The sequence below is a fragment of the Bacillus smithii genome, from assembly GCF_001050115.1.
In the GTDB taxonomy this organism is placed as follows: domain Bacteria; phylum Bacillota; class Bacilli; order Bacillales; family DSM-4216; genus Bacillus_O; species Bacillus_O smithii.
Genome location: NZ_CP012024.1, coordinates 373,026 through 387,408 on the forward strand (window position 1 = coordinate 373,026; position 14,383 = coordinate 387,408).

Genomic DNA, 14,383 nt, shown 5'->3' on the forward strand with positions numbered 1-14,383 from the left:
AAAAATAAGAGAGTACATCTATTTGGAATGGTACGAAGAAGGAAAAAATGCTGTCACTATAAGAAGAGTGTAGTGACAGCAACGGATTCTTAACAATGATTATGTTTAACAGATTTATTTTTTATCAAAGGCACTTAATAGCGGTTTCTTCGATTGGTAGACCATCTTGATACTTTTCTATAAACTGTTCGTATCCAACAACACCTTCAGGTTCTGGACTTAGTGTGATACTTTCAAGATTAGTGAATACTTCTGTATCCAAAAAGTCTTCCAGACATGGATATTTTTTGGCGTATTTCGCATATACCGCTAATACAGCCATTCCCCAGGCTCCACCTTCACCTGCGGTACTCATGACGGTGATCGGTATATTTAATGCATTAGCAAGTACTTGTTGACCGATAACAGGTGTTTTAAATAATCCACCTTGTGCGATTAAGACATCCATATTGATTTTTTCTTCATGTTTTAAAATATCCATTCCGATTTTCAGTGGTGCAAAAGCAGCGTATAACTGGGTTAGCACAAAATTTGCTAATGTAAACCTGCTATTTGGCTCCCTAACAAAAAGTGGACGACCAGCAGGCATCTTGGTAATATTTTCGCCTGATAAGTAGCTATAATTAACTAGTCCTCCTGCATCAGGATCAGCTTTTGTAGAAGCGAATAATAATGTTTCAAACAAGCGATCAGCTTTTAAATCAATACCGATACGTTCAGCAAATTCTTTAAAAATTTGAGCCCAAGCATTAATATCAGATGAGCAATTGTTGATGTGTACCATTGCGACCGGACTCCCCGTAGGTGTTGTGACGATATCGATGTCACGATAAACTTTATTCAGTGGTTTATCAAGAACGATCATTGAAAATGCAGATGTACCGACCGAAACATTCCCTTTTCGTTCCCGAATGCTATTGGTACAAACCATACCAGTGCCTGCATCGCCTTCAGGAGGAGCCATTAAACTACCACTTTGTAGATGCCCATTTTTATCTAGTAATCTAGCTCCATCCTCTGTCAAAGTACCTGCATGTTCACCTGCTTTTAAAACTTTTGGTAAAATATCTTTTATTTTCCATTGGTATTGGGTTACATTTTCAAGAGTTTCAAATTTTTCTAAAAAATCATTTCGATAATCACCTGTAGTTTCATCAATTGGAAATACACCAGAAGCATCTCCGATTCCTAATACCTTTTCTCCAGATAACTTCCAATGAACATAGCCCGCTAATGTAGTGATATAACGGATATCGTTTACATGTGGCTCATTATTTAAAATAGCCTGATACAAGTGGGCAATACTCCAACGTTCAGGAATATTAAAATTAAAAAGTTTTGTTAACTTATTTGCAGCTTGTTCTGTTATATTATTTCGCCAAGTTCGGAAAGGCGTTAGTAAACTTCCATTCTCTGAAAAAGCTAAATATCCGTGCATCATCGCACTTACACCGATCGAACTAATTTTTGAAATCGTACAGTGAAATTTCGCTTTTACATCGGCGGCAATTTGAGTATAACAATGTTGTATGCCCTTCCAAACTTCATCGAGTGAATAGGTCCAAATTCCGTTTTCAAATTTATTCTCCCAAACATAGCTACCAGAAGCTATTGTTTTAAAGTCGTCAGTGATTAAAACCGCCTTTATTCGTGTTGATCCTAATTCGATTCCTAGAAAGATATTTCCCTGTTGGATTGCCTTAGAAGTTTCTACTAGATTCATACTCTACACACCTAACCTTATCGATTATATTTATATTTTTAGTGTATGGTTTTCTACGTTTTTCATCTCTCCGATTTTTTCGATTTCCTCCAATGTACGTCCACGAGTTTCAGGGACGCATGTCCGTACAAATAACACTCCAAGTAAACAAATCGCACCGAAAATGGCAAATACAGCTTCTTGAGCCATAGTAGCAGTCATGATTGGGAAAAGGAGCCCAACTAAGAAAGAGCCGATCCAGTTAAGGGATGAAGCTAATCCTGATGCACGACCACGAATCATTAATGGGAATATTTCTCCTACAATCACCCATGTTAAAGGTGCCCATGTGAAGGAATAAAATGCGACATAAATACTTAAAAATACGACGATGATCATGGGATGTGCGTTTGGAATGATTACATTTAATATTGCCGGGAAGATAAAGGAAAGTCCCATAATCGTTCCACCTAAAGTTAATAAAGTACGACGATTGAATTTATCAGCTACTACTAAGAATACTAATGATCCTAAAACAAGAATAATCCCTTGAATAATCGGCCATAAAAGAGCTGAACTTGCTGCTTTTCCTGTTGCTGTTTCTACAATTAATGGAATGTAATAAAATATGGCGTTAGCGCCTTGGAATTGTTGGAAAGCGGCTACACCAACACCTGCAATAACTAAATAACGGTATTTACTATTAAGTAGTGTTCCCCATGATGCCTTTTTATTTTGTTCTTCTCTTATCGTATCTTGTATTTGTTTCATTTCCGCATCAATTTCATGTTTAGGACGAATATAGCTTAAGACTTTACGTGCTTCATCTAATTTATTGTTTTTCACTAAGAAACGAGGTGATTCAGGTAATTTCAACACACCAATAAATAAAATGACGGCTGGTAGAGCTGCGATCGTAACCATGGAACGCCAAGCCCATGTTGTTGGTAAACCACTTAGTAAAAAATCAACTACATATGAAAGCAGCATACCAGAAACAATCATCGTTTGATTAATTCCTGATAAACGTCCACGCAGATGTGCTGGAGCCATTTCTGACATGTAAGCTGGAACTAGTGCAGAGGCTGCACCAACAGCAAATCCTAATAAAATTCTAGCTAGGATGAGGGAAACGCTTCCATTAAAAGGTACAATACCGGATAAAATAGATCCAACGACAAAAATGATAGCTGAAATTAAAATCATCTTCCGCCGACCTAATCGGTCTGACAGTTGTCCGGCCATTGCACCACCAAAAATGGCACCAAACATAACGGAGGAAGTGATCCAACCGATAGTACTAGCATCTTGAAGATTCCAATCTTCTTTTAGAAATGGTAATGCACCAGTCATAACGCCAATATCATAGCCAAAAAGAATACCACCAAAGGCCCCAAAGAAATATATAAATCTACTAGATATTTTCTTTTCATTTACCATTAAAATCCCTCCTTAATTGTCTTTCTGATCATGTGTGTATTGAACTTTCGTTTGTTTGATTATGATGTCGACATCAATAGATTTTAGAAAAGCGCTTTCAATTTCTTAATCATATGCTAGCATAGTCATCAGTATAAATCAATAAATAAAAATATTATCAGTACAAATTTTTCAACCGGACCTATAATCCTTTATTTATTTTGTTATTTTTGTTTTGTGGGGTCGAGAGGTTTTTGTGATTCAGCCTATTTTTTGTATACAAATTTCACTTTTTTGGTTGTTTTTTGTTAATTTTGTACGTATTAAAATTACAAATCTTGACTTATACGTATAATTAATATACGATTTTATTGTAAGCGTTTTAAAAATAGTTTTTGAATAAAACGAATGTACTTGTCTGTCGTTATAAGCAACATCGAGTTAGGTTTCAAGAATTAAAGTCCATTCTAATAGAAAGGAGATGAATTTTTTTATATTACTTTAGTACACTAGAAAAATTAAATTCACGTAGACAAGTAGATTATAAAATTTCAAAAGGGGTGATTCATGATGTTAGAAGAGTTAAAAAAAGAAGTCTATGAAGCAAACATGTTGTTACCTAAATATAATTTGATCACCTTTACTTGGGGGAATGTAAGCGGGATAGATCGTGAAAAAAACCTAGTTGTGATTAAGCCAAGTGGTGTCGAGTATGAAGAGTTGTCACCAGAAAAAATGGTCGTCGTTGATTTAGATGGAAACGTCGTAGAAGGTGATTTAAAACCATCAAGTGATACAGCAACCCATTGTGTGCTATATAAACATTTTTCTAACATTAACGGGATTGTTCATACACATTCTCCTTGGGCTGTAGTGTTTGCTCAAGCTGGACTTGAAATTCCTGCAGCAGGTACAACACATGCTGATACATTTTATGGTCCTGTTCCAGTAACAAGAGCGATGAAGGAAGAGGAAGTTGTCACGGATTATGAAAAACAAACCGGTGATGTCATCGTTGAAACTTTTACAGAAAGAAGTCTAGATCCAGATCAAATTCCAGCAGTATTAGTTAATGACCACGGTCCATTTACATGGGGCAAATCGCCTCTTGATGCCGTACATCATGCAGTCGTTTTAGAAGAAGTCGCAAAGATGACATATCATACGATACAACTAAATCCACACCGTATTGACATGGATCAATACCTTTTAGACAAACACTTTTTAAGAAAACATGGGAAAAACGCCTATTACGGTCAAACAAAATAGATTATTTTCCATTGGAGGTTTTGCGTATGTTAAAAACAAGAAATTATGAATTTTGGTTTGTTGTTGGGAGTCAACATTTGTATGGACCCGAGGCATTAGAAGAAGTTGAAAAAAACACTATTAAGATTATTGATGAATTGAATAAAAGTGGTAAGCTACCATATAAAGTTGTTTTTAAAACAGTTGCAACAACAGCTGATAGTATTACTCAAGTCATGAAAGATGTTAACTATAACGACCATGTAGCAGGTGTCATTACGTGGATGCATACTTTTTCTCCTGCTAAAAACTGGATTAGAGGTACAAAACTACTGCAAAAACCATTGCTTCATTTAGCTACACAGTTTCTTGACCATATCCCTTGGAAAACAATTGATATGGACTACATGAATCTACATCAAAGTGCCCATGGAGATCGTGAATATGGCTATATTAATGCAAGATTAGACAAAAGAAATAAGGTTGTCGTAGGGTATTGGAAAGATAAAAATGTACAAAAACAAATTGCAGATTGGATGAATGTTGCCGTAGCGTATAATGAGAGTTTCAATATTAAAGTTGCAAGATTCGGAGATAACATGAGAAATGTAGCCGTTACAGAAGGTGATAAAATTGAAGCTCAGATTAAGTTTGGGTGGACAGTTGATTATTATGGTATCGGCGATCTTGTAGCTGAAATGAAAGATGTGACAGAACAAGAGATTAATGAAATTTATGATGAATGCCAAGAAAAATATGAATTTGTGATTGGAGACAATGATCCTAAATATTTTGAAGAACATGTTAAAGAACAAATCCGTATCGAGATTGCTTTACGGAAATTTCTTGAAAGAGGCGGATATACAGCCTTTACTACGAACTTTGAAGATTTATGGGGAATGAAACAGCTACCAGGTATGGCCGTACAAAGATTAAACGCGGAAGGGTATGGTTTCGCTGGTGAAGGAGATTGGAAAACAGCAGCTCTTGATCGTTTATTAAAAATTATGGCTCATAATGAGAAAACGGGATTTATGGAAGATTATACGTACAACTTAGTGAAAGGAAATGAAGAAATTCTAGGTGCACATATGCTTGAAGTCGATCCAACATTAGCCAGCACAAAGATTAAAGTAGAAGTTCATCCTTTGGGCATTGGTGATCGAGAGGCACCGGCACGCCTTGTATTTGATGGTTCTGAAGGTGAAGGCATTAACGTAACGGTATCTGACTTTGGTGATCAATTTAAAATGATCATGTATGAAGTCGAAGGTAAGACACCGGTTGAAGAAGCGCCAAATCTTCCAGTAGCTCGTCAAATTTGGACACCGAAAGTTGGCTTTTATGAAGGTGTTCGTCGCTGGATTGAATATGGTGGAGGTCACCACACAGTTTTCTCTCTTAAAGTCACACCAGAACAAATCGAGGATTTTGCTAACATGGTTGGAGTTGAGTTAGTAAATATTAAATAAAAGAATTGATTGATTATTAAAATTAAGTTGGGCTGTCCGAAATGTCAATTGAATTTGACCTTCGGTTTGGCCCTTTTGCTATTTTTACGGATAAAAAACTGTCCTTATTTGAAGAAAGAAGTTGGCGTGATAACAATGTAACATGCATATGTCAAAAGAGCGAACTGGGAAACTTTGAGTTTCTCAATTCGCTCTTTTTTAGTAAGCGTAAAGTAATCCCCACCTGTATTCAGATGGGATTTCATGTATGCTTTATTTAGATTTTTTAGGAACACGGCATTCCTGCGGAAGCGTCGGTGACCATGGCAGGAATTCAGCTAATTTTGTTTTATCTGTCGTATCTATATTGGGAAGCTCTTGAAACAGATAGCTAAGGTAGTTGAATGGATCCAACTCGTTTTCCTTGGATGTCTCCACAACACTATAGATGATCGCACTAGACCTTGCTCCTTTTGATGTATTACTGAAGAGCCAGTTTTTGCGACCGATCACAAAAGGTTTAATTGACCGTTCCCCGCGATTATTATCGATCTCCAAACGGCCGTCCTCTAAAAATGCCTCCAACCGCTCCCATTGGTTACGACAATACTTGATCGCTTTGCCAAGTGCGCTTTTTGGCAGTACGCGCGGCATTTGCTCTTTAAGCCATGACAAAAAAGCCTCAAGCACGGGTTTGCTGTGCTCCAGCCGTGCTTGATAGCGCTCCTCTGGACTTGCATCTTTAAGCTTGTGCTCAATTTCAAAAAGTTTATTGCAATAGGCCAGACCTTCCTTTGCTTTGACGGTGGAAGTGCTCGCCGATTCAGGCAGTGCCTGCAGGGCTTCTGTGAATTTGCGGCGGGCATGGGCCCAGCACCCGACCAATTTCACATCGGGGAGGACGTTATAACCCGCATACCCGTCCACATGCAAATATCCCCGGAAGCCGTCCAAAAAACGGCGTGGGTGCTTGCCTGCACGGGTTTGCTGGTAATCGTATAAGACGATTGGTGTATCCCCGCGACCGGTACGATAAAGCCATATGTAGGAAGTCGATGTCGCTGGCCGGTCCGGTTCAGACAGGACCTGCAAGGTTGTCTCATCCGCATGCAGACGATCCTTCTGTAGGAGGTGCTCATGCATCTCATCGTAAATGAGACTAAGCCAAGTTTGAGCCCCATAAATTGTCCAATTGGCCAGCGTTTGCCGAGGTATGGACACGCCAAAGCGTTCCAGTTGTTTCTCCTGGCGATACAGGGGCATACCTTCTATGTATTTTTGTGTCATGGTATAAGCCATTGACGACGGAGACGCTAGGCTTCCAGGGAAAACAGGTTCCGGCATCTTCGCTGTCACAATAGGTGTGTTCAGTTCATGACGCTCACAGTGACGGCAGCTATATACATGACGCACATGTTCGACTACTTTCACTTGGGCAGGAATGACTTTCAATTCCTTGCGTACTTCTGTGCTCATTTCATGCATGGCACCGCCACAGCACGAACAGACCTGTTCCTCATCAGACAAACGGTATTCGATCGTCTCTGTAGGCAGGTTTTCAAGCATGCGTTTGCGTTGGCCGTGTTGTTTCTTGCGTCTATATGTCATCGTCTCAACGGTAGGCTCTTCCATAGCTGGATCAGCCGTGGACTCGGCTTCGTTGAAAAGGGAGAGCTGGTCCGGATGGGTCTTCTCGCTGGAAGCTCCGAATCGGCGTTGCTGGCTGAGGCGGAATTGTTCCTCATACCATTTTAATTTCGCTTCCAACTCTTCCTTTTCCATTTGGAGCTTTTCGTTGAGCGCTTTGTAATATTCAATTGTGCCTTTTGAAGTCTGCGCTGATTTTTCCATATGTCCAGTATACGGAAAAGAATCCAACTTGCCTAGTATCGAATTCTTTTTTTATTTATTTGTTTTATAGAAGGATGCGTGCCTTCACTTCCTGATGCGCTTGTTTTTGTTCGATTGGCAAGCCGTCCAGCAGCCAGCGCAGCTGGCGTGAACTGATAGACATGGGCGCTGTATCATTCTCCGACGGCCAGTGGAACGTCCCTTTTTCCAGACGGCGATAATGAAGCCAGAAGCCGTTATGTTCCCATTGAAGAATCTTTAACTTGTCCCGTTTCCGGTTACAAAACACGAATAAGCACGGAGAGAAGGGATCGAGTTCAAAGCATTCCTGTACAATAGCGGCCAGTCCGTCAATCGATTTGCGAAGATCCGTACTGCCACGCGCCAGATAGACACGTTCAAACGGGGAATTCATCAACATTGGTGTTGCAGCACCCGAATCACATCGGTTAATAGATCCAGATTGGCACCGGGCCGTACTTCAACGGAGATCGCATCAACGTGTAAAAAGATCGGACCTTGACCTGAAGAAGGCAAGGATTCTTCTACCTGAACAGCCAGCCACTGCGTCTGGACAGGCGTTTCAGTGCAACTGCCACCGCGGGAGAACTGCCTCACCCAATAGTACATTTGGTGAGTTTTGATTCCTTGATCCCGGCAACCACTCCGCTATACTCTGTCCACTCTCTTTCCAGGCATCATATCGTGCTTTCCATTCTATTCTTTTTTCTTTTAGGGTCATGGCAAAACCTCCCGAATCATTCTAAGAAGATTATCACACGGATGACCTATGATCGGAATGTGGGTTTTATTTGACGCTTACGTTTTTTTGTGTGTTTTGAGGAAAAAGTGAGTTCATGGTCTAACTATAACCGATTTTTCCCGACAAATCAAAAGAAAAGTATGTTCATCAAGTCTATGAAACCAGTTTTTTTCATCAAATTCGAGAAAAACTGCATTCGTAAGGTTTCCGCTCCTATCTTCTGCAAAAGGTGTGCGTTCATTAACTTTATAGAAAGTGTCCTTTATACAATAAGTTAGAATTTGCGAGCATTTTTGGAGAATTAAAGGGAAATTGGGTAAAAAGATACCCATAAGTAATATGAACACCGATCTCCCCCACAAATCCACCATGTGTGAGTAAAATGTTTGTGGGAGAAATTCTTAGAATTCCCCGATGAGGGGGTTGGGAACGTAGGTTCGCAATCCCCCTCATCGGGGCCACCAAGCAAAGTGCGGTAGGATCCCAAGCAGGAAACATGAAAAAAGGACTCTCTCCCTGGTAAGATGATCATTGTTCACACCATCAAACAGGAGGAGAGAGTCCCATGAATATTCAACAACATCTTACCACAAATTCGTTGACATGGAAAGAGATCGAACTTGATTTGTTTCGAGCCTTGCAAAACGCCTTCACCGAGCTGTTTACGGCTCTGTTGGAGGACATCGACCGACAATTGGCGGAAACCCGGGACAAGCGCCGGTACCACTTGAAAGACAAACGACGCACCACGATTCAAACCTTGTTTGGCGAAGTTACCTTTGAGCGAAACTACTATTTAGACCGAGAACAAAACCGTTACACGTTTTTGCTTGATTCCTTTTTAGCGTTTGATGGATCGCAGTCAATCAGCCCTTGTCTAGAAGAAACGGCGATGGGATTGGCTGTGGAGTGCTCTTCCTATCGCAAAGCGGCTCATACGCTTGCCCAGATGGTCGGGTATCCGGTGATGAGCCATGAGACGATCCGCCAGTTGGTGCTCGAGGCTGAAGTTCCGCTGCACTGCCCGGTTGACCAGCGATATGGACGGGTGCTGTTTGTGGAGGCCGATGGACTGTTTGTCTCTCTCCAAGGGAAGGGAAAACGGGCCAAGGAAGACAAAATCCTGACCGTTCACGAAGGATGGAAGCGCAACGGCTCACGGATCGAATTCGTGAATCAGCGCCATTACGTCCATGAAGGCAAGGGGGAGGTGTGGGAAGGCTTCGAGGAATTTTTGATGAACGAATATGCCTATGATCCGTGTCGGGATCTTCTTGTCATCAACGGGGACGGCGCTCCATGGATTACCGCGTGCCGGGAGTATTTCAAAGGACGGGTCTGCTTCCAATTGGATCGATTCCACGTGGCGCGTGAGTTGCGCCAATGCCTCTCGGGCCATCCACGGTGGCAGGCGATTCGGCAAAAGCTGGCGAAGCAGGATGAAGAGAAGCTGCTTGTGGAACTGAACAGCGCCCTCGGCACGCTGGGGGACGAAGCGAAAGAACAACAGCTGGCTGCCTTGATCCACCGGATCGAATCGATGCCGGGATGCATCCGTGATTACCGGGAATGGCTGAAGGAGCAAGGAGTGGACACAACGGGCATGTATCCGATGGGGAGGGCTGAAAGCGTGATGAGCCAGCTGGCGTATCGGGTGAAATACCGCCGCAGTTGGACAGACAAGGGACTCAGGGCGTTTTTCAAGGCAATGATTGCCCGGATGGATGGGATTCGTCTTTTCGGACATCGTTTAGGAGAAGAATCGTCGCATCCGGCGGAGGAAACGGCATCTACCAAACAGACGATCGTGAACAAGGCGAAACAACGCATCCGCCGTCTTCTTCCAGAGGTAACGCGGAATAACGTGCCATATTTACAGCAATCGTCCGGGACTCCGATCTATCATGCCCTGTCTGAATTCAAGGGATGGTAAAAAAAGGTATACATATTCGTCTGTCATGGCAAGGGATGAGAGTCCGAAAGCGCTTACGGATGAAATTCAAAAAAATGGTTCGCTAACCTATGACTTACATCTATTTTCAGCGAACCAAAAAAATTCCCACAAAGTCTTGACTGACTCCAATTTACGACTGAAAATTTTGGCTGGTTTTACTTATTATCCGTTTTAGCTATGGTTATTTTCAGTCTATATATGGCCTTTAGTAAATTTGGAAAGATCCGCTTAGGCGGAGATCAGGAAAAGCTGCAATTTAGTCGATTTACATGGATTGCTATGTTGTTTTCTTGTGGTCTTGGAATTGCGCTCGTCTTTTATGGTGTAGGTGAACCAATGACCCATTTCTTTAATCCGCCGTCGGAAGATATAACATCCCAATCGGCTGAAGCTGCTCGAATTGCCATGGGACAAGCGTTTTTCCATTACGGATTAAGTATGTGGGCGATCTTTGCAGTTGTTGGTTTAGCTATTGCTTATTTTCAATTTCGAAAAAAAAACTTAGACGGAATAAATAACACTAACATTAAATTTAGGTTATAATAGACCTGAATTTTATTTAAGTTGGTGATTATTTATGCGTACCAAAAATAGATTAAATCCAATCGAATCAAAATACTTTAGACCCGAGATAACTAATTGTCCAGAATGTGGTAATAAATTAGTATACTGTCACCCTGTTTGGAGAAAAACAATTTCTACCCTAAAAGGTGAATTTAAAATCATAAATCTAGGATACCGATGTGAGAATAACTCCTGTTCTAATGACACCGTATATCGTTCAGCTGAAGCCGAACAATTAAGTATGAAGCACATTACTTATGGAATGGATGTCATCGCATATATCGGATATTTACGGTTTAAAGAACATAAGACTCGATCTGAGATAGCTACTATCTTATCGGAAAAAGAAGTAAAAATTTCTGAGAGGCAAGTACAGAAACTTTATGAAAGATATGCGTTATTACTGCGGGCAAGCGTTAAAGAAAATATGAAAGAGACATTAGAAAATATTGTGAAAGAACATGGAGGACTTGTCTTATCTATTGATGGTGTCCAACCCGAAAAAGGTAACGAAACATTGTATGTCATCCGTGAAGTTCTTAGTGGTACTATTTTAGCTGCACATAATTTAAAAAGCAGTGCTTCTCAAGAACTGATAGGTATTATTCAACCCATTTTAGACTGGGGTTATCCAATCCAAGGTTTTATCAGTGATGGGCAACAATCCATTCGTTTAGCAATTGAACAAATAGTTCCAGATATTCCGTATCAATATTGTCAGTTTCATTACTTTAAAGACATAGCCAAACCATTAGTTGAAAAAGATAGAAAACTAAAAACGAATATCAAAAAGAAGCTAAGGGGAATAAGGGAAGTTGAAAGAAAAATTGAAAATTCTCCATCTAAAAACATAGAAGAAGAGGTAGCAAGTGACTATATTGCGGCTATTCGATCCGTTCTTCTAGAAGATGGTAAGCCACCATTCGAATTACCAGGCACTTGTGTTTTTGAACGAACGAATGCGATTAAAGATTCGATTGAAAAATGCCTGGATAAAAAAGGGGACTCCTCTACTTGAAAATTTGTTCAGAATAGTCAGAAATGTGGATAACTATAAGGAAGATTATCAACTCGTAAAACGTTGGGATACACGATTTAAAAGGATTGCCACCATTATGGAACCTTCTGAGAATAAAACAAGTTTTTGGGTCGAAAACAGATTGAAGCAATATTTAAACCAAATGGAAAAAGAGCTTAATCGGAAAGAAGATCAACCGTTTGTAGAGAACCTATTAAAGTATAGTAAAGGATTTTGGAAAGGACTTTTCACCTTTTATGATTATCCACTTATACCGAGAACGAATAATGATTTAGAACTCTTTTTTAGAAGAATAAAGCAAAAACACCGAAGAATCACAGGTAGTCGGACTTGGAATCGATATATTATCCGACACGGTGAAAACATTGTATTTGTAGAAAATGTCTCTAATGAACAGGAAGGGCTACAAATGATAAAAAATGTTAATTATTCAGCATATAAAACTGAAGCGAATAAATGGGAACAACGTATTGGCGAGCATATAAAACAAAGAAGATTCAAAAAAGAACCAAATGAATATTTAAACACTATTGAAGAGAAATGGAAAAGGCACAACTAATTTATTGTGTTGGTTGTGCCGTCTAAGAAAAAAAATGGACTTATTTCAACGTCGTTACAGCCACTGATGCCAAAAAATCGCAGTAGTCGAAGTATTAAAAATACAATTAATATATTAGCTATTGTTGCTACTGTTATGGGTGTAGCAACATCAGTTGGTATGGGTGTACTACAAACAAACGGTGGTTTAAATGCTGTTTTTAATACACCAATTCATTTTTGGGTTCAATTGGCGATTATCGCTATAATGACGCTTCTCTTTCTCTTGTCCTCAACATCTGGTTTAAACAAGGGAATCAAATGGTTAAGTAATGCGAACTTAGCTTTAGCCATATTATTAATGATTTTCGTATTTTTCGCAGGACCAACTGTATTTATAATGGAGACATTTACAGTTGCCATTGGAGATTATATTTCGAATTTCATTAGTTATTCATTAAATATGACACCATACAGTGGTGAGCATTGGGTACATGAATGGACGATCTTTTATTGGGCTTGGACCATTGCTTGGTCGCCATTCGTAGGAGCTTTCTTCGCACGTATTTCACGAGGACGGACGATTCGTGAATTTATAATCGGAGTCATGGTCGCACCAGCATTACTTTCGATGATGTGGATGGCTGTTTTTGGTGGAACATCTTTATATATGGATCTATTTAAAGGTTCCAATATTGCGACTGTAACCAATAATGATATTACATTGGCGATTTTTACACTGTTTGAAACGTTGCCAATTACGGAAATTTTATCAGTAGTCACCATTATATTAATCTTTACGTTTCTAATAACATCTGCAGACTCTGCAGCATATATTTTAAGTAGTATGTCCGAAAATGGAAGTACCAATCCGCCAATTGGTATGCGCATTGTTTGGGGAGTACTAATCAGTTCAATTGCATTAGTATTATTATCGACAAGTGGCCTAACAGGATTACAGTCAGCATCCCTTGTTGCAGCTCTGCCATTTACGGTTATTATCGTCTTTATGATGATTTCACTCGTTAAAGTCGTCTCAAAAGAAGTTGCTCCAAAAGCAGAAAAACAGAAGGTCAAAGTAAAAGAAAAACAAGTTAAACCTGTAAAAACGGGAATGAAGAAGAAAAAAGAACAAGATGTGCTTTCTGTCTGAAAATGAGGTAGCCGTTTAATTTCAAAATTCAAGCCGAGAATCTGTGGATTGATTTTTTATCATCGACAGTTTCTCGGCTTTCTTATTTTGTAAGGATAGCCCTTAGATTGTTTATAAAGTTTCATTATTGCAATAATTTAGTTCCCTATCTCTATTATAAAAGTGCTGTAAAATAGAGATGTATACATATTTACATTACTAGGGTGATCTAAGTGAATGGGAACTTTCGGTTGCGTTTATTTGCAATTATAATTATGTTTGCATCGGTCATCGCCATACGTTCGCGATGATCAATCATGTTAAACTTGAATCTCTTGTAAAAGAGAATAATCAGTTTCAAGTGGAACGTATTGAAGAAACGGTTCTTTATGCTTTAGAAAATTTAGATAAAGTATATTACTATTTTGATAGTGAAACTGCTGATCGAATGGAGTCAACAACCTATCGATTACTTAAATATTACGAAAAAAAGCCGAATGTTGACGAGTGGGATTTTCAAAAAACAACAAATCAGTTTCGTTATGCACCATACCATGGCGAAGATGTAGAAACATTATATAAACATGCCGATCAAGCTTTATATGATTCAAAGAAAAAAGGGAAAAATCAATTTTCGATTTATTTATAGATAAGGACGATAGAAGTATATGATGATTAAATGAAAACCTTGGTTACTTTTTTGGTCTCATCACCATATTCTGT

General features: G+C 39.5%; 12 protein-coding genes and 2 pseudogenes. 8 read left to right on the top strand and 6 right to left on the bottom strand.

Annotated features, from left to right (window positions below):
- Positions 1-124: 124 nt before the first annotated feature.
- The gene (locus tag BSM4216_RS01830) at positions 125-1,723 is read right to left on the bottom strand and encodes a xylulokinase (protein ID WP_048622521.1); all 1,599 of its coding nucleotides are present in this window, start codon (positions 1,721-1,723) and stop codon (positions 125-127) included.
- 30 nt (positions 1,724-1,753) lie between these two features.
- A complete protein-coding gene (locus BSM4216_RS01835) occupies positions 1,754-3,142 on the bottom strand; it encodes a sugar porter family MFS transporter (protein ID WP_048622522.1) in 1,389 nt (462 codons plus the stop codon).
- Between the two features lie 549 nt (positions 3,143-3,691).
- On the opposite strand from BSM4216_RS01835, the gene BSM4216_RS01840 reads away from it, so the two are divergent.
- Positions 3,692-4,390 carry an L-ribulose-5-phosphate 4-epimerase gene (locus BSM4216_RS01840; protein ID WP_048622523.1) on the top strand — a complete coding sequence of 233 codons (699 nt, stop codon included), beginning with the start codon at positions 3,692-3,694 and terminating at the stop codon, positions 4,388-4,390.
- Positions 4,391-4,416: 26 nt separating this feature from the next.
- Entirely contained in the window at positions 4,417-5,841 is a 1,425-nt protein-coding gene (gene araA, locus BSM4216_RS01845; RefSeq protein WP_048622524.1) for an L-arabinose isomerase, read from the top strand.
- Between the two features lie 252 nt (positions 5,842-6,093).
- Here araA and tnpC read toward each other — a convergent pair whose 3' ends face one another.
- From tnpC to BSM4216_RS17305, 4 genes and pseudogenes are all read right to left on the bottom strand, one after another.
- Positions 6,094-7,671, bottom strand: a complete 1,578-nt coding sequence (gene tnpC / locus BSM4216_RS01850) for an IS66 family transposase (RefSeq protein WP_048622525.1) — start codon at positions 7,669-7,671, stop codon at positions 6,094-6,096.
- A gap of 64 nt (positions 7,672-7,735) precedes the next feature.
- Complete coding sequence (gene tnpB / locus BSM4216_RS01855; RefSeq protein ID WP_048622526.1) at positions 7,736-8,092, bottom strand: IS66 family insertion sequence element accessory protein TnpB; 357 nt, start codon at positions 8,090-8,092, stop codon at positions 7,736-7,738.
- A complete protein-coding gene (locus tag BSM4216_RS17195) occupies positions 8,086-8,208 on the bottom strand; it encodes a hypothetical protein (protein WP_255288022.1) in 123 nt (40 codons plus the stop codon). Before BSM4216_RS17195 ends, tnpB begins: the two co-directional genes overlap by 7 nt.
- Before the next feature lie 18 nt (positions 8,209-8,226).
- Positions 8,227-8,301, bottom strand: a pseudogene (locus BSM4216_RS17305) (hypothetical protein); the annotation flags it as partial.
- Between the two features lie 698 nt (positions 8,302-8,999).
- Between BSM4216_RS17305 and BSM4216_RS01865 the strand changes: the two are divergent.
- From BSM4216_RS01865 to BSM4216_RS01890, 6 genes and pseudogenes are all read left to right on the top strand, one after another.
- Positions 9,000-10,367: an ISLre2 family transposase gene (locus BSM4216_RS01865; protein WP_003355652.1), complete on the top strand. Its 1,368-nt coding sequence runs from the start codon at positions 9,000-9,002 to the stop codon at positions 10,365-10,367.
- A 159-nt stretch (positions 10,368-10,526) separates the two neighbouring features.
- A pseudogene (locus tag BSM4216_RS01870) lies at positions 10,527-10,931 on the top strand (BCCT family transporter); the annotation flags it as partial.
- A gap of 34 nt (positions 10,932-10,965) precedes the next feature.
- Positions 10,966-11,970, top strand: a complete 1,005-nt coding sequence (locus BSM4216_RS01875; RefSeq protein WP_156179197.1) for a transposase — start codon at positions 10,966-10,968, stop codon at positions 11,968-11,970.
- Positions 11,971-12,067: 97 nt separating this feature from the next.
- Complete coding sequence (locus BSM4216_RS01880) at positions 12,068-12,550, top strand: hypothetical protein (RefSeq protein ID WP_156179199.1); 483 nt, start codon at positions 12,068-12,070, stop codon at positions 12,548-12,550.
- 15 nt (positions 12,551-12,565) lie between these two features.
- Entirely contained in the window at positions 12,566-13,681 is a 1,116-nt protein-coding gene (locus BSM4216_RS01885; RefSeq protein ID WP_244878032.1) for a BCCT family transporter, read from the top strand.
- Positions 13,682-14,021: 340 nt separating this feature from the next.
- On the top strand, positions 14,022-14,309 hold the full coding sequence (locus BSM4216_RS01890) for a diguanylate cyclase domain-containing protein (RefSeq protein WP_048622530.1): 288 nt from the start codon (positions 14,022-14,024) through the stop codon (positions 14,307-14,309).
- Positions 14,310-14,383 lie beyond the last annotated feature (74 nt).

Coding starts and splice junctions, on each gene's coding strand:
- BSM4216_RS01830 (WP_048622521.1), bottom strand. CDS start 1,723: ATGAATCTAGTAGAAACTTCTAAGGCAATCCAACAGGGAAATATCTTT.
- BSM4216_RS01835 (WP_048622522.1), bottom strand. CDS start 3,142: ATGGTAAATGAAAAGAAAATATCTAGTAGATTTATATATTTCTTTGGG.
- BSM4216_RS01840 (WP_048622523.1), top strand. CDS start 3,692: ATGTTAGAAGAGTTAAAAAAAGAAGTCTATGAAGCAAACATGTTGTTA.
- araA (WP_048622524.1), top strand. CDS start 4,417: ATGTTAAAAACAAGAAATTATGAATTTTGGTTTGTTGTTGGGAGTCAA.
- tnpC (WP_048622525.1), bottom strand. CDS start 7,671: ATGGAAAAATCAGCGCAGACTTCAAAAGGCACAATTGAATATTACAAA.
- tnpB (WP_048622526.1), bottom strand. CDS start 8,092: ATGTTGATGAATTCCCCGTTTGAACGTGTCTATCTGGCGCGTGGCAGT.
- BSM4216_RS01865 (WP_003355652.1), top strand. CDS start 9,000: ATGAATATTCAACAACATCTTACCACAAATTCGTTGACATGGAAAGAG.
- BSM4216_RS01875 (WP_156179197.1), top strand. CDS start 10,966: ATGCGTACCAAAAATAGATTAAATCCAATCGAATCAAAATACTTTAGA.
- BSM4216_RS01880 (WP_156179199.1), top strand. CDS start 12,068: ATGGAACCTTCTGAGAATAAAACAAGTTTTTGGGTCGAAAACAGATTG.